Source organism: Pantoea sp. KPR_PJ (assembly GCF_041386365.1).
GTDB lineage: Bacteria > Pseudomonadota > Gammaproteobacteria > Enterobacterales > Enterobacteriaceae > Pantoea.
Genome location: NZ_JABMIK010000002.1, coordinates 393,536 through 410,960 on the forward strand (window position 1 = coordinate 393,536; position 17,425 = coordinate 410,960).

Annotated in this window: 16 protein-coding genes; 5 read left to right on the plus strand and 11 right to left on the minus strand. The window is 58.4% G+C overall.

Going from position 1 to position 17,425, the window contains the following annotated elements; all coding sequences use genetic code 11:
* Positions 1–21: 21 nt before the first annotated feature.
* From mglB to HP564_RS06565, 5 genes are all read right to left on the minus strand, one after another.
* A complete protein-coding gene (gene mglB, locus HP564_RS06545) occupies positions 22–1,017 on the minus strand; it encodes a galactose/glucose ABC transporter substrate-binding protein MglB (RefSeq protein ID WP_371241341.1) in 996 nt (331 codons plus the stop codon).
* A 313-nt stretch (positions 1,018–1,330) separates the two neighbouring features.
* Positions 1,331–2,371, minus strand: a complete 1,041-nt coding sequence (gene galS, locus HP564_RS06550; protein WP_371241343.1) for an HTH-type transcriptional regulator GalS — start codon at positions 2,369–2,371, stop codon at positions 1,331–1,333.
* A 147-nt stretch (positions 2,372–2,518) separates the two neighbouring features.
* The gene (yeiB, locus tag HP564_RS06555; RefSeq protein ID WP_371241345.1) at positions 2,519–3,679 is read right to left on the minus strand and encodes a DUF418 domain-containing protein YeiB; all 1,161 of its coding nucleotides are present in this window, start codon (positions 3,677–3,679) and stop codon (positions 2,519–2,521) included.
* Positions 3,680–3,747: 68 nt separating this feature from the next.
* Positions 3,748–4,413 (minus strand): GTP cyclohydrolase I FolE, encoded by a 666-nt coding sequence (folE, locus tag HP564_RS06560; RefSeq protein WP_120453189.1) that lies wholly within the window; start codon positions 4,411–4,413, stop codon positions 3,748–3,750.
* 122 nt (positions 4,414–4,535) lie between these two features.
* Positions 4,536–5,666 carry a YbfB/YjiJ family MFS transporter gene (locus tag HP564_RS06565; RefSeq protein WP_371241347.1) on the minus strand — a complete coding sequence of 377 codons (1,131 nt, stop codon included), beginning with the start codon at positions 5,664–5,666 and terminating at the stop codon, positions 4,536–4,538.
* Between the two features lie 105 nt (positions 5,667–5,771).
* On the opposite strand from HP564_RS06565, the gene HP564_RS06570 reads away from it, so the two are divergent.
* The 3 genes from HP564_RS06570 to fghA all read left to right on the plus strand — a co-directional run bounded on the left by HP564_RS06570 (position 5,772) and on the right by fghA (position 8,751).
* Positions 5,772–6,683: a LysR family transcriptional regulator gene (locus HP564_RS06570; protein WP_371241349.1), complete on the plus strand. Its 912-nt coding sequence runs from the start codon at positions 5,772–5,774 to the stop codon at positions 6,681–6,683.
* Positions 6,684–6,772: 89 nt separating this feature from the next.
* Positions 6,773–7,897: an S-(hydroxymethyl)glutathione dehydrogenase/class III alcohol dehydrogenase gene (locus HP564_RS06575; protein WP_371241351.1), complete on the plus strand. Its 1,125-nt coding sequence runs from the start codon at positions 6,773–6,775 to the stop codon at positions 7,895–7,897.
* An 11-nt stretch (positions 7,898–7,908) separates the two neighbouring features.
* Positions 7,909–8,751 (plus strand): S-formylglutathione hydrolase, encoded by an 843-nt coding sequence (gene fghA, locus HP564_RS06580; protein ID WP_371241353.1) that lies wholly within the window; start codon positions 7,909–7,911, stop codon positions 8,749–8,751.
* 31 nt (positions 8,752–8,782) lie between these two features.
* Here fghA and HP564_RS06585 read toward each other — a convergent pair whose 3' ends face one another.
* The 5 genes from HP564_RS06585 to HP564_RS06605 form a co-directional block, all read right to left on the minus strand.
* Positions 8,783–9,571 carry an ABC transporter ATP-binding protein gene (locus tag HP564_RS06585; protein ID WP_371241354.1) on the minus strand — a complete coding sequence of 263 codons (789 nt, stop codon included), beginning with the start codon at positions 9,569–9,571 and terminating at the stop codon, positions 8,783–8,785.
* Positions 9,568–10,626: a FecCD family ABC transporter permease gene (locus tag HP564_RS06590; RefSeq protein WP_371241356.1), complete on the minus strand. Its 1,059-nt coding sequence runs from the start codon at positions 10,624–10,626 to the stop codon at positions 9,568–9,570. The genes HP564_RS06585 and HP564_RS06590 overlap by 4 nt, the downstream gene beginning before the upstream one ends.
* 143 nt (positions 10,627–10,769) lie before the next feature.
* Positions 10,770–12,236: an amino acid permease gene (locus HP564_RS06595; protein ID WP_371241357.1), complete on the minus strand. Its 1,467-nt coding sequence runs from the start codon at positions 12,234–12,236 to the stop codon at positions 10,770–10,772.
* A gap of 129 nt (positions 12,237–12,365) precedes the next feature.
* Positions 12,366–13,232, minus strand: a complete 867-nt coding sequence (gene yieE / locus HP564_RS06600; protein ID WP_371241359.1) for a DNA-binding transcriptional regulator YeiE — start codon at positions 13,230–13,232, stop codon at positions 12,366–12,368.
* 9 nt (positions 13,233–13,241) lie between these two features.
* Positions 13,242–13,622 carry a YkvA family protein gene (locus tag HP564_RS06605; RefSeq protein WP_371241361.1) on the minus strand — a complete coding sequence of 127 codons (381 nt, stop codon included), beginning with the start codon at positions 13,620–13,622 and terminating at the stop codon, positions 13,242–13,244.
* A 100-nt stretch (positions 13,623–13,722) separates the two neighbouring features.
* Here HP564_RS06605 and HP564_RS06610 point away from each other — a divergent pair, with 100 nt between their 5' ends.
* Together HP564_RS06610 and nfo are read left to right on the plus strand one after the other, a co-directional pair.
* Positions 13,723–14,790, plus strand: coding sequence for a YeiH family putative sulfate export transporter (locus HP564_RS06610; RefSeq protein ID WP_371241363.1), 1,068 nt, complete (start codon positions 13,723–13,725; stop codon positions 14,788–14,790).
* 40 nt (positions 14,791–14,830) lie between these two features.
* Positions 14,831–15,673 carry a deoxyribonuclease IV gene (gene nfo / locus HP564_RS06615; protein ID WP_371241365.1) on the plus strand — a complete coding sequence of 281 codons (843 nt, stop codon included), beginning with the start codon at positions 14,831–14,833 and terminating at the stop codon, positions 15,671–15,673.
* Positions 15,674–15,722: 49 nt separating this feature from the next.
* On the opposite strand, the gene fruA is transcribed toward nfo, so the two are convergent.
* On the minus strand, positions 15,723–17,414 hold the full coding sequence (gene fruA, locus HP564_RS06620; RefSeq protein ID WP_371241367.1) for a PTS fructose transporter subunit IIBC: 1,692 nt from the start codon (positions 17,412–17,414) through the stop codon (positions 15,723–15,725).
* Positions 17,415–17,425: the final 11 nt, after the last annotated feature.

The following is a 17,425-nucleotide window of genomic DNA, read 5'->3' on the forward strand; positions in this document are numbered from 1 at the left end:
CATCGCCGCGCCCGGACAGGATTATTTCTGGAACTGAGACAGGTTCTCTTTATCCACGGCTACATAAGGCACGCGAACAATTTTGTCGCTGATTTTAAAACTGGTGCCTTCGGTAGCGGCTTTGCCGTCCGCCAGGTTCTTGGCGATATCCAGCGTGGCTTTCGCCTGGTTCTCCGCATCATTCAGCACGGTACCGGCCAGCGCACCTGATTTCACCAGCGCCAGGGCTTCCGGCAGTGCATCGACGCCAAACACCGGAATAGAGGTTTTGTTATGCGCCTTCAGCGCTTCAACAGCCCCCATCGCCATGGCATCGTTGTTAGCGATAACCACTTCAATTTTGTTCGCGTTCGGGCCAGAGAGCCACGCGTCCATCTTGTCTTTTGCCTGGGCGGTGTCCCACATAGCAGTATCCATCGCCAGCTGCTGGGTTTTCAGACCGTCCTGATTCAGGGTATCAATCACATATTTGGTGCGCGCTTCGGCATCCGGATGTCCCGGCTCGCCTTTCAGCAGCACATACTGAATCTGGCCGTCTTTGTTCAGATCCCAGTTCGGTGAGGCTTTCCAGTGCTTCTCAATCAGTTTGCCCTGAATAATGCCGGACTCTTTGGAGTCAGTCCCCACGTAGTAGGCTTTATCGTAGCTGGCCAGCACTTTGGCGTTTGGCTCTTTGTTAAAGAACACAATCGGCACGTCGTTGCCGCGCGCCTTGTCGATCACCACCGCGGCCGCTGCCGGATCCACCAGGTTAATTGCCAGCGCCTTCACGCCTTTTGCCATCAGCACGTCAATCTGGTCGTTCTGTTTTGACTGGTCATTCTGCGAGTCATTCATCAGCAGCTGAACGCCGCCAATGCTTTTCGCTTCTTTCTCAATATCCTTGCGCACCATCGACATAAAGTTGTCGTCATATTTATAGATGGTCACGCCGATACGCGTGTCCGCTGCGTGTGTTGTTGCGCCGAACATCATGCTGGCAACTAAGGCGGTAAGCGTGAAAACCTTCTTATTCATGGTATCTCCGGTTTTTTGCAGGGTAGTACTGGCTCCATCGCAGCAGGTGCGAGCGAGCTTTTGGTAAAATATGATTCGGCGAATCACAAAGATGCGGGTGACAACACGCTACCCCGCTGAACCGCCGTCCAGAAACCTGACTTCCGTGTGCAAAAACGCGTCCTGAAGAGCGTGCCAACCTTTTCCTGGATCGCTGAAACAACACCATCAGGCGTTATCACGGCGTTACATAATGTTTCAGTCCAGTAAGACGCTGCCATCATAGTGAGCGGCATGTTAATTAACTGTGAATACAATCACAGATTGAAAACGGTTACATCGCGCTATCGCCTGAATTAGTGACCGACTCCACATTTTGCCGCTGCGCCACTGAATGGCGACGCACCAGGGTGGGCATAAAGATATGCTGAGCGGTGGGGTCCAGCTCACCGGCCGCGCCGCTCAGCGCCAGCTCCGTTGCCAGTTTTGCCATAGAAACAATAGGATAGCGTACTGTCGTAAGCTGCGGATCGGTGTAGCGCGACATAGGGATATCGTCAAAACCGATAACAGAGAAGTGATGCGGCACCTGAATGCCATTGTCTTTCAGCGCGGTAAGCGCACCGGCGGCCATCCCGTCGTTATAGGCGAAGATGGCGCTGAGATGCACATTGCGTCCCAGTAGCTCCACCATGGCGGCTTCGCCGCCCTGCATATCGGGTTCGGCACTGGCGATCCAGCTCTCCTGCGGTCGCATCCCCTGCTCCGCCAGCGCCTGTTCCCAGCCCTCACGCCGCTGCTTCACATCCTCAATCTGATGCACAGAGCAGAGATAGCCGATACGGCTATGTCCCTGCTGCACCAGCATTCGGGTCGCCATTAGCGCGCCTGCGACGTTATCAAGACTGACACAGCGATGGGCAAAGCCCGGCACAATGCGGTTCACCACGACCATGCCGGGCACCTGCTGCATAAAGCCTGCCAGCTCAGCGTCTGAAAGCGTTTTCGCATGTACCACCAGCGCGTTACAGCGTTGCCGGATCAGCACTTCAATAGCATGACGTTCTTTGTCTTCCTGATGCCAGGAGTTGCTGATCAGCACATGTTTGTGCAGGCGCTGCGCAACGGTATCGACGGCCTTAACCAGTGCGCCAAAGAAAGGATCGGACACGTCCATTACCACGACGCCAATGGTATCGCTCACCTGCGTTGCCAGCGCCTGAGCATTGGCATTAGGCCGATAGCCTAGCGACTCTACGGCCTGTAACACCGCATCCCGGGTGTCAGCGGTGACGGCGCTGCTGTTGTTCAGCACGCGTGAGACGGTCGCTACCGACACGCCAGCCAGACGGGCAACATCACGAATCGTTATCATGCAGCAGTTCCACAGAGGAATAAAAGGCATCGCGCCAGGAAATAAACCCGGCGCTATTCTGTCAGGCGCGACAAGGCAGCAGCGTGAATTGCGTCACACTGATGAAAACGGTTACATACAATTATGTAACCTTTGTGATGAATATCATTATCTGAGCGAGGAGCGATGCGATGGGTTACCAGCGGCCAGCCGCGTCAGCCGACGCCACAGCCATTCCAGCGGCCCCTGTGGGAAAAAACGCAGCCAGAGAATTGAGAAGAGAATGTTGACCAGCCAGATCGCCGGAACAAATGCCAACAGCTGCAGGCGATCGAAACGCATAAAGAGGTCAAAACGGTAAAACAGCGTCGTGCAGATCAGCGTCTGCAACAGATAGTTGCTCAGCGCCATGCGGCCCACACACTGTAACGCGTAACTCACACGCCAGCGGGCAATCTGCGGCCAGAAGCCAAGGATCAGCGCTGCATAGCCCAGGCTGATAAACGGGCTGGCTAAATCACGCGGCACCTGCAGGTAAAAGCCACTCCAGCGGAATGACCAGTGCAGCATCCACTGCGACACCACGCCGCACAGCGCGATAGCGTAACCCACCGTCAGCAGCAGCGCGGCACAGCGGCGATAGTGTTGCGTGCTGTAGGCGCCGGTTAGCCAGCCGCAGCGTATAAGAGCGGCTCCCATCATCATCAATCCCGCCAGCTGCCAGCCGTACTGCGACGCCAGCGCCATCAGGCTGGAGGAGAGATGATCGAGGCGGTTATGAATGGCTTCCCAGCCGCCTGTCACTTTCCAGAAGCGTTCATACTCCAGATCGGCGGCGCCAGGCAGCCATGAACCGCTCGGTTCAGGATCGGAAATCGAGCCAAAAATCAGCAGCACGCCGCAGCCCATTAAATAGAGCAGCGCACCGGTGTGAAACAGGCTGCGCGTTGAAGGCACGTCACGCAGCATTCGCCAGACGATCAGGCCAACAATGGCGTAGTCGAGCAGAATGTCCCCTTCCCACATCACCACGGCGTGGAACAGCCCAATTAGCGCCAGCCATGTCAGACGCGCCGACAGCCAGCGACTGCCGCGCGGCAGCTGCAGCTGTAGCCCCGCGCCAAACAGCAGCGCAAACAGGGTAAGGAACTTTAGCTGGGCCAGCGTATCCAGCACTGCCCAGGTCCAGACGTCGCCTGTGCTGGGTTCGCCCTGCCAGGCAGGATTAAGATAGGCGGCAGAAGGCAAGGCAAAACCGACGATATTAAGCAACAAAATGCCCAGAATGGCGCAGCCGCGAATACAATCCAGCGCATGATAGCGTTGCATATCGGTCCCTGTTGAGGTGGCGCACAGCCGCCTGTATCAGCAGGCGGCCGCTAAGCCAAGAATGGTGTTCAGATATGACGCACCGCGCGCAGGAACTCCTGGCGGGTATTCTGGCTCGACTTAAACAGGCCGCCCAGCGACGTTGTGGTGGTGGCGCTGGTGGCATCTTTCACACCGCGCGCTTTAACACAGTAGTGCACCGCGTCAATGGACACTGCAACGTTATTGGTGCCAAGCAGGGTTTGCAGCGCCACCAGTACCTGTTGGGTCAGCCGCTCTTGCACCTGCGGGCGCTGGGCAAAGAACTGCACAATGCGGTTGATCTTTGACAGACCAATAACCTTATCTTTCGGGATATAGGCGACCGTGGCTTTACCGTCGATAATCACAAAGTGGTGTTCGCAGGTGCTGGTCAGCGTGATATCGCGCACCGTGACCATCTCGTCCACTTTCATTTTGTTTTCGATAACGGTGATTTTTGGAAAGTTAGCGTAATCCAGACCGGAAAACACCTCGTCCACATACATTTTGGCGATGCGATGCGGCGTCTCCATCAGGCTGTCATCCTCAAGATCCAGATTCAGCAGCTGCATAACCTCGGTCATGTGGCCAGCGATCAGGCGCTTACGGGTTTCATCATCCATCTCACGCGTTGGCGCGCGTAACGGCGTTTCCAGGCCTCGCGCCAGCAGCGCTTCGTGAACCAGGATAGCTTCCTGACTAAGGGTGCTCATCGTACTCATCTCCGCAGGTGTAACGCCCGCCGGAGAAACCGGCGGGTTCAATTCTGAGCGCATATTGTGAAGCTTTCCGTTGGGGTAATCCAGTAATCAATCCAATCGGCGATAAAAGCTTTTCATGACGATCGCCGCCAGACCAGGCCCCCCCCCGCCACCAGGCCCAGCGCCGCAATCCATAGCGCAGGCTCCAGCCGATGCAGCAAGGCTGTCGACAGCGACGACAGCACCGGACCTGCCAGCTGCCCGACCGCATAGCCGGTAGTAAGCAGTCCGGCCATATAGCGCGTGTGCTGCGGCGCCAGTTCGCGTGCATACGCCAGCGAGAGCTGCACTACGCAGAGAAATCCGCCGCCAACCAGAAGTGCGCCGATCAGCAGACCGCTGAAGCCCGGCAGCCACGCCGCCGCCATCACGCCCAGCGCCTGCGCCCAGAGCACCAGCGAGAGCCGCCGGTGCGTGCTGGAGAAGCCACGCGTTACGATGCCCAGCGCGATACCGAGCATGGCCGCGCCGCCAAAGACAGGCCAGACACACTGGGCGAACGCGCCATCAGGAAAGCGCGACGCCGCCATCTGAGACAGAAAGGTGGCCGGCAAAATGTAGCCGAAGCCCGCCAGGCTGTAGCTCAGCACCAGCCGCCGCAAATCGCCGGTCAGCACCAGCGGCTGAGGAGCCTGATCGGGGCGATGCAGCTCGCCCGTGCGACGCGGCAGGTAGCGGGCGACAGCCGCGACGAGCAGCAGCGCCAGCACCCCATACGCCATCCACGCCAGCGCAGCAGAGGCCTGCAACGCATGCAGTGGCACCGCCAGTAAACCGCTGATAAAAATGCCCGCCCCGGGTCCGGCAAACACCGCTGCCGACAGGCCGGGACGGCCGTGATGATGCAGCTGCTCGCTGCTCCAGGCGGCCACCAGTACCAGCGCCACGCCGCTTGCCCAGCCAGTCAGAAAGCGCACGGCACCGTGAAGCCAGGGGCCACTAACGCAGGCTGACAGCAGCGTCAGGATCACCGCGCCCCAGACGCCGAGTTGCAGGCGCAGCTCAACGTGACGACGCGCGCGCATCGCATCAAAAGAGCCGCACAGATAGCCGAGATAGTTCAGCGCAGCGACCAGGCTGGCGCTGGTCAGCGTCAGCTGGCCATCGTGGATCATCAGCGGGACCTGCGGCGTAAAGGCAAAACGCCCTATTCCCATCACCACCACCAGCGCCAGAAAGGCGCTGAGCGCCACGCGAAAAGCCATTCCCCTACTCCTGCGTTTTTATTATCACTTGCTTATACCATGCCAGCTGATTAAACTCACGAAAACTGAATAATTCACACCAAGTTGTTTACGGGAAGAGAATACATGGATCTTGTCCAGCTACGCATGTTCTGTTCTGTGGCCGAAACCGGTTCGCTGGCCCGCGCCGCGGAACAACTCCATCGCGTTCCCTCTAATCTCACCACGCGACTGCGCCAGCTGGAAGAAGAGATTGGCGTAGATCTGTTTATTCGTGAGAAGCAGCGCATCCGGCTATCGCCGATGGGCCATAATTTTCTCAACTACGCACAGCGTATCCTGGCCCTGAGCGATGAAGCGCTGAGCATGGCGCGCGCAGGTGAACCGGCCGGCAATTTCGCGCTTGGCTCAATGGAAAGTACCGCGGCGACGCGCCTGCCCGGGCTGCTCGCCGCCTATCACCAGCGCTATCCTCAGGTGTCGCTGTCGCTGATCACCAGCACGTCTGGCGAAATTATCGACAAAGTGCGCGAAGGCACGCTGGCCGCCGCGCTGGTGGATGGTCCCGCGCCCTATGACGATCTCAACGGCTGTATTGCCTTTCGTGAAACGTTGACGCTGATCACCAGTCTGGATCACGCCCCTGTCCAGAGCGCACGCGACACGCAAGACGATACGCTGTTTGCTTTCCGCAATAGCTGTTCCTACCGCGTGAAGCTGGAAGCCTGGTATCGCGACAGCGGCGTCGCTCCCGCCAGCGTAATGGAGATCCAGTCCTACCACGCCATGATGGCCTGCGTGGCGGGCGGTGCAGGCGTGGCCATGATCCCAGAGTCAGTGCTGAAGCAGATGCCAGAGCGCGCCCGCGTGCAGGCGCATGAGCTGCCGGTTCAGTACCGCGATACCGCGACCTGGCTGATGTGGCGTCGCGACGCCTTCACGCCTAACGTCGAGGCGTTGAAATATTTGATTATCGATATGTTTGACGACCGTCCGCAGGACGATCGGCTGCTCCATCCGCTACAGGTCGCAGACTGACAGCGGCTTTACGCGCTATTTTTACTGATATCACGACCCATGGACGCGACCGCACTGGCGCGTCCCCACTTGACTGCAAGAGGGATTGCATGAACATGATTAAAACCCGTGCCGCCGTTGCCTGGGCCGCTGGCGAACCGCTGAAAATTGAAGAAGTGGATTTAATGCCGCCGCAGAAAGGCGAAGTGCTGGTGCGCATCGTCGCTACCGGCGTCTGCCATACCGATGCCTACACTCTGTCGGGCAAAGATCCCGAGGGCGTCTTTCCGGCCATTCTGGGTCACGAAGGCGGCGGCGTGGTGGAAGCGGTTGGTGAAGGCGTGACCAGCGTTGCAGTCGGCGACCATGTTATTCCGCTCTACACGCCAGAGTGCGGCAAGTGCAAATTCTGCCTGTCGGGTAAAACCAATCTCTGCCAGGCGATCCGCACCACCCAGGGTAAAGGCCTGATGCCAGATGGCACCACCCGCTTCTTTAAAGACGGCAAGCCGATTTTCCACTACATGGGCACCTCAACCTTCTCGGAGTACACTGTGGTACCTGAGATTTCGCTGGCAAAAATCAGCAAGGAAGCGCCGCTGGAAGAAGTCTGCCTGCTGGGCTGTGGCGTCACGACCGGCATGGGTGCCGTCATGAACACCGCCAAAGTTAAAGAGGGTGACACCGTGGCCATCTTTGGTCTGGGCGGCATCGGCCTGTCGGCAATTATCGGCGCGAAGATGGCGAAAGCCGGACGCATCATCGGTATCGACATTAATACCAGCAAGTTCGACCTGGCACGCAAGCTGGGTGCTACCGATCTGGTGAACCCGAAAGATCATGAAAAGCCTGTTCAGGAAGTCATCGTCGACATGACCGACGGCGGCGTGGACTTCTCCTTTGAGTGCATCGGTAACGTCAACGTGATGCGTTCTGCGCTGGAGTGCTGTCATAAGGGCTGGGGCGAATCGGTGATTATCGGCGTGGCCGGTGCCGGTGAAGAGATCGCTACCCGTCCGTTCCAGCTGGTTACCGGGCGCGTCTGGCGCGGTTCCGCCTTTGGTGGCGTAAAGGGCCGCTCCCAGCTGCCGGGCATCGTGCAGGATTACCTTGATGGTAAGTTTGCCCTGAACGACTTTATTACTCACACCATGCCGCTGGAAGCGATCAACGACGCCTTTGATCTGATGCATGAAGGGAAATCAATCCGTTCGGTCGTGCACTTTAACAAGTAACCGGAGGCACTATGGCATCCATGCTGGAACTGCTGGAAGAACACCGGATGTTTGGCGGCTGGCAGCAACGCTGGCGACATCAGTCAGCCGTGCTGAGCTGTCCGATGACCTTCAGCATCTTTTTGCCGAACCCCAAAGGCGATACGCCGCCGCCTGCGGTCTGGTTCCTGGCAGGCCTGACCTGCACAGATGAGAACTTCACGACCAAAGCCGGAGCGCAGCGCGTCGCGGCGGAGTTGGGTCTGGTGCTGATTATGCCGGACACCAGCCCGCGCGGTGAGGACGTCGCCAACGACGACGGCTACGATCTGGGCCAGGGCGCAGGATTTTACCTCAATGCCACTCAGGCTCCCTGGTCAGCACATTACCGCATGTTTGACTACCTTAGTCAGGAACTGCCTGCGCTGATCGCCGGTAACTTTAAGGTCAGCGAGCGGCAGTCGATTATGGGTCACTCTATGGGCGGGCACGGCGCGCTGATGCTGGCGCTGCGCCTCGGTAACCGCTTTGCCTCGGCGTCGGCGTTTGCGCCTATCGTCAATCCCAGCGATGTCCCCTGGGGCCAGAAAGCGTTCAGCGCCTATCTGGGCGAGGATCGGGCGGCCTGGCGCGAGTATGACAGCTGCGTGCTGATGCGTGAGACGCAGGCGCGCTTGCCGATCCTGATCGATCAGGGCGACAGCGATCAGTTCCTGGCCGATCAGCTTCAGCCAGAGCGGCTGGATGTGGTGGCAAAAGAGGCTGGATTCCCGCTGACGCTGCGCGTACAGCCGGGCTATGACCACAGCTACTACTTCATTGCGACCTTTGTTGAGGATCACCTGCGCTTTCATGCGCAGCATCTGCTGGTATAGGTCACTCAGGGCCGCGATGCGGCCCTTTCTCTTAACTCAGCGCTGCGCCGACCAGCCCGTCAATCATCACCTGCGGCATGCCCTGCGAGCAGTGCTCAATGCGTCCTTTCACGCCGTACACCTGCGCCAGCGTCGCCGGTGTAATCACCTGCTCCGGTGCGCCGTCCGCTATCAGCACGCCCTCTTTCAGCATCAGCGCATGGTGCGCATGCCGTAAGGCGATATTGATGTCGTGCACCACCACCACGGTGACGATATTGCGCTGCGCCGTTTCGCGCCGCACCAGATCCATCACGTGAAACTGATAGTTGAGATCCAGCGCGCTCAATGGCTCATCCAGCAACAGCAGTTCCGGGCGTCGGATCAGCGACTGCGCCAGCCCAACCAGCTGCTTTTGTCCGCCAGAAAGCTGATCGAGATAGCGCATCGCCAGATGCGAAATGCCGAGCTGCTCCAGCAGATACATCACTTCCGCTTCGCTGGCGGCATTATGCAGACCGCCAGAGGCACGCTGCGCCACAATAATCGACTCCAGCACGTGTAAATGCACGCCTGCAGGCAACGACTGCGGCAGGTAGACCACGCGCTGGGCACGACGGGAGAAGGGCTGCTGCATCATCTCTTCGCCGTTCAGCCACAGTTCGCCCTGCCCTTTGTTCAGCCCGGCCAGCGCACGCAGCAGCGTCGATTTGCCGCAGCCGTTCGGCCCCAGCAGCACGGTAATTTTGCCGCGCGGCAGCTGCGCTACGCTGAGATCCTCAATCACTTTGCGCTTTGGATAGCCGGCCGTGAAATGCTTCAGTGTCAGTCCCTGGCTCATACATTCCCCCGATGACGCAGAATAATACTCAGGAAGAACGGCACACCAACCAGCGAGGTCACAATTCCGACCGGAATAATCACGCCGGGGATCAGGTTCTTCGACGCGACAGAGGCCATCGACAGTACCAGTGCCCCCGTCAGAGCGCTGGCGGGCAGGTAGTAGCGGTGATCTTCGCCAAAGATCATGCGAGCAATGTGCGGTGCCACCAGCCCGATAAAGCCGATGGGGCCGACGAAGGCGACCGCGAGCGCGGAGAGAATACTGATGCGCAGCAGCGTTGCCAGACGCAGACGGCGCACGTCAATACCAAAACTTATCGCGCGATCTTCGCCGAGACGCAGCGCGGTTAGCTTCCAGCTGCTAAGCAGGGAGAACGGCAGCAGCAGCGCAAACGCCGCGCTCAGGACGCCCAGCTTCTCCCACGAGGCGCGCGCCAGGCTGCCCATGGTCCAGAATACCAGGCCCTGCAGGGTGTCTTCACTGGCGATAAACTGCATCATCGATACCAGCGCATTAAAGGTAAACACCAGCGCAATACCGAACAGCACCACGCCCGAGGTGGAAACGCGCGTCCAGCGCGTGACACCATCCAGCATCAGCGCGGCAAACAGCGCAAAGACAAACGCATTGGCGGAGATTAGCCACTGATCCGGCACGCCGGGGATGCCAATACCGAGGATAATTGCCAGAGCCGCGCCAAAGGCGGCGGCCGAAGAGACGCCCAGGGTAAAGGGGCTGGCCAGCGGGTTATTAAGGATGGTCTGCATCTCCGCGCCAGCCAGTCCGAGACAGAATCCTACCACCACCGCCATCAGCGCATAGGGTAAACGGATATCCCAGACGATAACGCGCGTGCCGGCGTCAACCGCATCGGGGTGGAGAAGAGACTGCAGCAGCGTTGGCAGCGAAAGCCCGGCCGGGCCAAGGGTAAAGTCCAGCACCAGCGAGGCAACAATCGCCAGCACCAGCACGGCAATCATCAGCATGCGACGACGCAAAACCTGATGATAGCGGCCCATTGCGCCCTGTGCGGGCAGAGTAGAGTCCGTCATAAAAAGCCTGTTCAAGGAGTTCGATCGAAAACGCTGCCACAATAGAGCAGATGATAATAATTATCAATTCTTCAACCAAAACAAAACGGCGCATCAACAAAAAAAGCGCGGCCAGGGCCGCGCTTTTTAGTCGTTCTCACGGCTTACTCTTTGTGCGTCGGGAATTCCATCTCGCTGTATTTCACAAAACGGGTGCCGCGCGTCAGCCTGTAGCCCAGCCAGATCAGCAAGAACAGCGGAATACCAATGTAGGTAGCGGCCACGCCATACCAGTCAATGCTGTCATTCAGGAAGGCCTGATAGTTCTGACCCAGCGTGATGATCAGGCAGAGCACGAAGGCGAAAATCGGACCAAGCGGGAAGAAGCCTGAGCGGTAAGGCAGATCGCTGAGGCTGTGGCCTTGAGCCACATAGCCGCGACGGAACCGGTAGTGGCTGATAGCAATGCCAAGCCAGGCGATAAAGCCGGTCATACCTGAGGTGTTGAGCAGCCACAGGTAAACTTCCTGATTACCAAATTTGGAGGTCAGGAAGCAGAGCCCGGCAACCACCGTGGTTGCCAGCAGAGCATTGCGCGGCACACCGCCTTTTGACAGCTTCGCGAACATGCGCGGCGCTTTACCCTCGCTTGCCAGGTTATAGAGCATACGCGTTGAGGCATACATACCGGAGTTGCCCGCTGACAGCACCGCCGTCAGGATAACCGCATTCATCACCGCAGCGGCCGACAGCAGGCCCGCGTTCTGGAACACCAGCGTAAACGGACTGACGCTGATATCGGTGACGTCGTTGTGCAGCAGCTGAGGATCGGTATAGGGCAGGATCAGGCTGATGATCAGAATGGCGAAAATATAGAACAGCAGGATGCGCCAGAATACCTGACGCACCGCGCGCGGGATGTTCTTTGCCGGATCTTCTGACTCACCCGCTGCGATGCCGATCAGCTCTGTTCCCTGAAAAGAGAAGCCGACAATCATTGCCACACCAATCATGGCGGCAAAACCTCCCGCAAACGGTGCATCGCCCACCTGCCAGTTATGCCAGCCGGCGTGTTCGCTGCCGCGCAGAATGCCCAGGATCATCAGCACGCCGACCACAATAAAGATCACGACGGTGGCGACCTTGATCAGCGAAAACCAGTATTCGGCTTCGCCGAAGCCTTTCACAGAGATAAAGTTCAGCAGGAACATCAGGACCAGGAACAGCGCGCTCCAGATCCAGCCTGGCGTATCGGGGAACCAGTAATTCATGACCAGCTGTGAGGCAACCAGATCGACGGCGATGGTTACCGCCCAGTTGTACCAGTAGTTCCAGCCGAGAGCGAAACCAAAGCCCTCTTCCACATATTTTGACCCGTAGGTGGCGAAGGAGCCGGATACCGGCATAAACGCTGCCAGTTCACCCAGGCTGGTCATCAGGAAATAGACCATCAGGCCAATCAGCGCGTAAGAGAGCAGCGCGCCGCCGGGTCCTGCCTGAGAAATGGTGGCACCTGATGCGACAAAAAGGCCGGTGCCGATCGATCCGCCGATGGCGATCATCGTCAGGTGACGCGCCTTTAACTCACGTCGTAACGCAGGTTGTTGTGTTGTATTTGTGTCGTTATGCATGTGTAAACACTAGGCTCGCTAAAAATGAGGCGCGATTGTAGCAATTCACCCTGCTCTGTATAGCACTGACACCCTGTTATTAGTTACCTTCATGATTGCCGCTGAATTATAAGCAAATACCTGTTAACGCTACTCCCGACAGTAGGAAAGAAAGCGGGTCAGCGCCTTTGAAAGGTGTTTCTGACGATGATGAATTCGATAAAGCGTGCGCGTCAGGCGCGGAAGCGGAACACTGAGCTCGACCAGGGTCCCCGCCTCCAGCAAGTCGGCGATTACGCGGCGTGACAGGCAGCTGATGCCCATATTGTGCCGCACCGCATGCTTAATCGCCTCTGAGTTGCCTAACTCCATGCCCAGCTGAAAGGTAGGCAAATGCGCGAGCAGCAGATAATCGACAATTTCACGCGTGCCGGAGCCGCGCTCGCGCAGTATCCACGGGGCGTTACCCAGACTCTCCAGCGTCACCGGCTGCTGCAGGATCGCCGCGTCCGGCGCGGCAAATACCACCAGCTCATCCTCCAGCCAGGCTTCACTCACCAGCTCAGTCATGTGGCAGGGCCCCTCAATCAGGCCGACGTCAACGCGAAAATCGGCTACCGCGTTGATCACGTCCTGGCTGTTGCCAACGCTCAGCTCCAGCGGCAGGCCGGGAAAGTCGCGACGGTAGGCCGCTATCATGCCCGGCAGCAGATAATTCCCGATGGTGCTGCTGGCACAGATACGAATCGCCCCGTTGTCCTCTTTAAACAGCTGTTCAATTTCACCAGCCTGCTCAAGCAGGCCAATGGCGCGCGGATAGAGCAGACGTCCATGCTCATTCAGTACCAGCCGCTTACCGACGCGGTCAAACAGCTGCACGCCAAGCTGACTCTCCAGGTCTGCCAGCGCCGCGCTCACCGCAGACTGCGAGAGTGACAGCACCTGAGAAGCCTGCGTGGTCGAGCCGCTTTTCAGCACCTCGGTAAACACCTCTATCTGACGTAGCGTGATATGCACGAACTCTCCCTACATTGCATAATGCTTTACGAGATAAAACAGCACGGCCAGCCAGATCAGTACCACCAGAAACAGGCCAAAGCCGCTGACCACTTTCTTGCCCCGCGCGCGCTGCACCTCGGCACGCTCAGCGCTGCTGATGCGCACATCGCGCGGCAGCAGACGCAGTAAAATCAGCACACCGACGGGAATAATAATCGCGTCATCCAGCAGGCCGATGACAGGAATGAAATCGGGGATCAGATCGATGGGGCTCAGCGCATAGGCAACCAGCCCAAACGCCAGCAGCTTAAACCACCAGGGCGTGCGCGGATCGCGGCAGGCAAACCACAGCGTCAGCACATCTTTTTTAATCAGGGCAGCCCAGCGGCGCAAACGGGCAAAGAGCATCTTTTCGCCTTATCGATTTATCTGGTTAATAATAAATATATTATCAATTTCACTTTTAAGCCAGCAGAGCGCATGCTTCTCTTCACAGGAGGAGCACGTTATGGCAGAGCTGAGTTTTCCCAGATTTCCCCTTTTTGTTCAACATCGTTTTGCAGGTTTACTGCTTACGGCGGTGATTGCCGGTGGCGCAGCCTGGCTGGCGCAGCGTCCGCAGCTTAGTGACCTGGGGCTGGGCGCGCTGACGCTGGCGATTATGCTGGGGATAGTAGTGGGTAACAGCCTTTACCCGGCGATGGCGGCGCAGTGCGACGCGGGCGTGCTGCTGGCAAAACAGAAACTGCTGCGACTTGGCATCATTTTATTTGGCTTTCGTATCACGCTACAGCAAATTACGGACGTCGGCCTGAGTGGCGTTTTGACTGACGCGTTAATGCTCAGCTCAACCTTTTTTATCACCTGCCTGGCAGGAATGCGGCTGCTGAAACTTGACCGCGACACGGTCTGGCTGATCGGCGCAGGCAGCAGTATTTGCGGCGCAGCGGCGGTGCTGGCCACCGAGCCGGTGGTGAAAGCCGCTCCCTCAAAAGTGGCCGTCGCGGTAGCGACCGTGGTGCTGTTTGGCACACTGGCGATTGTGATTTATCCGCTTCTCTGGTCACTGGCGCAGGCTTACGTTCCGTCGATCAGCGCTGCGCAGTTTGGTATTTACACGGGTTCTACTGTCCATGAAGTGGCACAGGTGGTCGCGGCCGGACACAGCATTGGCAGCGACGCGGAGAATAGCGCGGTGATCGCCAAAATGCTGCGCGTGATGATGCTCGCCCCTTTTCTGCTTTGCCTGAGCGTCTGGCTGCGCCGCACGCCGCACGCCGCACCGCGCCAGAGGGTCGTTTTTCCCTGGTTCGCGCTGGGCTTTATCGGCGTGGCGCTGTTTAACTCGCTGCACCTGCTGCCCGCGACCTGGGTCGCCCACATTAATCAGCTGGCTAACCTGCTGCTGGCGATGGCGATGGCAGCGCTTGGCCTGTCAACGCGCTTCGGGGCGCTGCGCCAGGCGGGTGTCAAACCGCTGCTGCTGGGGTTGATTGTGTTTATCTGGCTCATCGTGGGGGGCGGTACCCTCAATCTGCTGGTGCAGCATTTCGCGTGCCAGGCGCATCAGGTATGATGCGGGCTTCTTTTAGTTAGCCCTTTTCAGGAGAAGCGGCATGAAATATATCGGCGCACACGTCAGCGCGGCTGGCGGCGTAGATCAGGCAGTGATCCGTGCCCATGAACTGGACGCTACCGCTTTTGCCCTGTTCACCAAAAACCAACGGCAGTGGAAGGCGGCCCCGCTCTCTACTGCCACCATTGATGCGTTCAGAGCCGCCTGCGAGAAGTACCATTTCGGCCCACAGCAGATCCTGCCGCACGACAGTTTTTTGATTAACCTTGGTCATCCGGTGATGGATGCGCTGCAAAAATCGCGTGACGCTTTCGTGGATGAAATGCACCGCGCCGAACAGCTCGGGCTGACGCTGCTTAATTTTCACCCCGGCAGTCACCTGAACCAGATTGAAGAAGAAGCGTGCCTGAAGCGCATCGCGGAGTCGATTAATTACGCGCTGGATAAGACCTCTCAGGTGGTGGCCGTTATTGAGAATACCGCTGGCCAGGGCAGCAATCTCGGCTTTCGCTTTGAACATCTGGCAACCATCATTGAGCATGTCGAAGACAAATCGCGCGTTGGCGTCTGTATTGATACCTGCCATGCCTTTGCGGGCGGCTACGATCTGCGTACGGAAGCGGACTGTGAAGCGACCTTCGCCGCCTTTGAGCGCGTCGTGGGTTTTCAGTATCTGCGTGGTATGCACCTCAATGACGCGAAAAGCGCCTTTGGCAGCCGCGTCGATCGCCACCACAGCCTGGGCGAAGGCAATATCGGCAAGACGGTATTCAGCTGGCTGATGAAAGATACACGTTTTGATGGTATTCCGCTGATTCTGGAAACCATTAACCCGGATATCTGGAAGGATGAGATTGCCTGGCTTAAGTCAGAACAGAAGTGATAAAAAAGGGAGCCATCTGGCTCCCTTTTTATTGGTAATGTGTCCTGAATCAGGCTTTTGCCAGCTCTTCTTCCGGACGTTTCAGGACGGCATACCCCAGCCCTGCTACCGCGGTGCCGACGATGATCGCCACCAGATAACCCAGCACCGGCGTGATGGCGCCAGGGATCAGCAGGACGAACAGGCCGCCGTGCGGTGCCATCAGTTTGGCTCCGATATACATTGAGATAGCACCGGTCAGTGCGCCGCCAACGATACAGCAGGGCAGCACGCGCATCGGGTCACGCGCAGCAAACGGAATCGCACCTTCAGAGATAAAGCAGAGGCCAAGCACCAGCGCCGCTTTACCGCCCTCCTGCTGACCTTTGTTAAACTTACGGCGTGCAACCAGCGTGGCGATACCCATCGCCAGCGGTGGCACCATACCTGCCGCCATAATGGCTGCCATCGGTCCGTAGGTCTGCGAACTCAGCAAGCCCACGCCAAAGGCATATGCCACTTTATTGACCGGGCCGCCCATATCGGTACACATCATGCCGCCCAGGATAGCGCCCAACAGCACCGCATTGGCTGTGCCCATATTTGCCAGCCATGCCGTCAGGCCAGTCATGATTGCCGCAACCGGTTTACCTACCACGTAGATCATCAGCAGACCGGTGATCAGACTGGCAACCAGCGGAATGATCAGGATAGGCTTCAGCGCCTCCATACTCTGCGGCAGCTTGAGTTTGCCACTGATCAACTTCGCCGCATAACCGGCGATGAAACCGGCGATGATACCGCCCAGAAAGCCTGCGTTAATACTGGTGGCAATCATGCCGCCAATCAGACCCGGGGTCAGGCCCGGACGATCGGCAATTGAAAAGGCGATAAATCCTGCCAGCACCGGAACCATCAGCGCAAACGCGCTGCCGCCCCCGATCTGCATCAGCGCTGCTGCCAGGGTGCCCGGCTCTTTAAACGCGGTAATGCCGAAGGCAAAGGAGAGCGCGATGCTCAGGCCACCGGCAACCACCATCGGCAGCATGTAGGAAACGCCGGTCAGCAGGTGACGGTAAGCGCCCGCTTTCTCCTTGTTGTCACCCTGGGACTCACTGCTCTGCGTACCGCCGGTAGCCTTATAAGGTCTGGCCTCTGCCACCGCTTTATCCAGCTCCTGCGCGGTCTTTTTCAGCGCCAGGCCGGTTGAGGTCCGGTACATCGGTTTGCCGGCAAACTTCGCCAGGTCTACCTCGATGTCGGCGGCGACAATCACCAGATCGGCCGCGGCCACCTCCTCCGGGGTAATGGCGTTGCCCGCGCCTACTGAGCCGCGCGTTTCAACTTTCACCCACCAGCCGCGCTTCGTCGCTTCAGCCTGAATCGCCTCTGCAGCCATAAAGGTATGGGCGACGCCCGTTGGACAGGCCGTCACCGCAACGACGCGCTTCTGACCGCCTGACGGCGCGACCGCAGACGCAGCGGCGGCGGCAGGCTGCCAGGGCTGAGCTTCCGTCTTCGCCTGTGTCAGAAACTGCTCCGGTGCGCGCACCGCCTGCTGGAGGTCACCCAGCCAGACTTTTTTGCCGCTCAGCGCGGCGTCGTTCGGCAGCTCACGTCCGGCAACGATCACCAGCTCGGCTTCCGCCGGGTTTTCCGTCAGGGTTAACCCCGCCTGCGCAGCGGCGGCGGCCAGGCGTTGCTGTGCCATATAGGCCGAAGCCAGCCCAATTGAAGGATCTTTTATCAGCAGCGTTTTCATTATCGCTCTCC

Coding starts and splice junctions, on each gene's coding strand:
- mglB (WP_371241341.1), bottom strand. CDS start 1,017: ATGAATAAGAAGGTTTTCACGCTTACCGCCTTAGTTGCCAGCATGATG.
- galS (WP_371241343.1), bottom strand. CDS start 2,371: ATGATAACGATTCGTGATGTTGCCCGTCTGGCTGGCGTGTCGGTAGCG.
- yeiB (WP_371241345.1), bottom strand. CDS start 3,679: ATGCAACGCTATCATGCGCTGGATTGTATTCGCGGCTGCGCCATTCTG.
- folE (WP_120453189.1), bottom strand. CDS start 4,413: ATGAGCACCCTTAGTCAGGAAGCTATCCTGGTTCACGAAGCGCTGCTG.
- HP564_RS06565 (WP_371241347.1), bottom strand. CDS start 5,666: ATGGCTTTTCGCGTGGCGCTCAGCGCCTTTCTGGCGCTGGTGGTGGTG.
- HP564_RS06570 (WP_371241349.1), top strand. CDS start 5,772: ATGGATCTTGTCCAGCTACGCATGTTCTGTTCTGTGGCCGAAACCGGT.
- HP564_RS06575 (WP_371241351.1), top strand. CDS start 6,773: ATGAACATGATTAAAACCCGTGCCGCCGTTGCCTGGGCCGCTGGCGAA.
- fghA (WP_371241353.1), top strand. CDS start 7,909: ATGGCATCCATGCTGGAACTGCTGGAAGAACACCGGATGTTTGGCGGC.
- HP564_RS06585 (WP_371241354.1), bottom strand. CDS start 9,571: ATGAGCCAGGGACTGACACTGAAGCATTTCACGGCCGGCTATCCAAAG.
- HP564_RS06590 (WP_371241356.1), bottom strand. CDS start 10,626: ATGACGGACTCTACTCTGCCCGCACAGGGCGCAATGGGCCGCTATCAT.
- HP564_RS06595 (WP_371241357.1), bottom strand. CDS start 12,236: ATGCATAACGACACAAATACAACACAACAACCTGCGTTACGACGTGAG.
- HP564_RS06605 (WP_371241361.1), bottom strand. CDS start 13,622: ATGCTCTTTGCCCGTTTGCGCCGCTGGGCTGCCCTGATTAAAAAAGAT.
- HP564_RS06610 (WP_371241363.1), top strand. CDS start 13,723: ATGGCAGAGCTGAGTTTTCCCAGATTTCCCCTTTTTGTTCAACATCGT.
- nfo (WP_371241365.1), top strand. CDS start 14,831: ATGAAATATATCGGCGCACACGTCAGCGCGGCTGGCGGCGTAGATCAG.
- fruA (WP_371241367.1), bottom strand. CDS start 17,414: ATGAAAACGCTGCTGATAAAAGATCCTTCAATTGGGCTGGCTTCGGCC.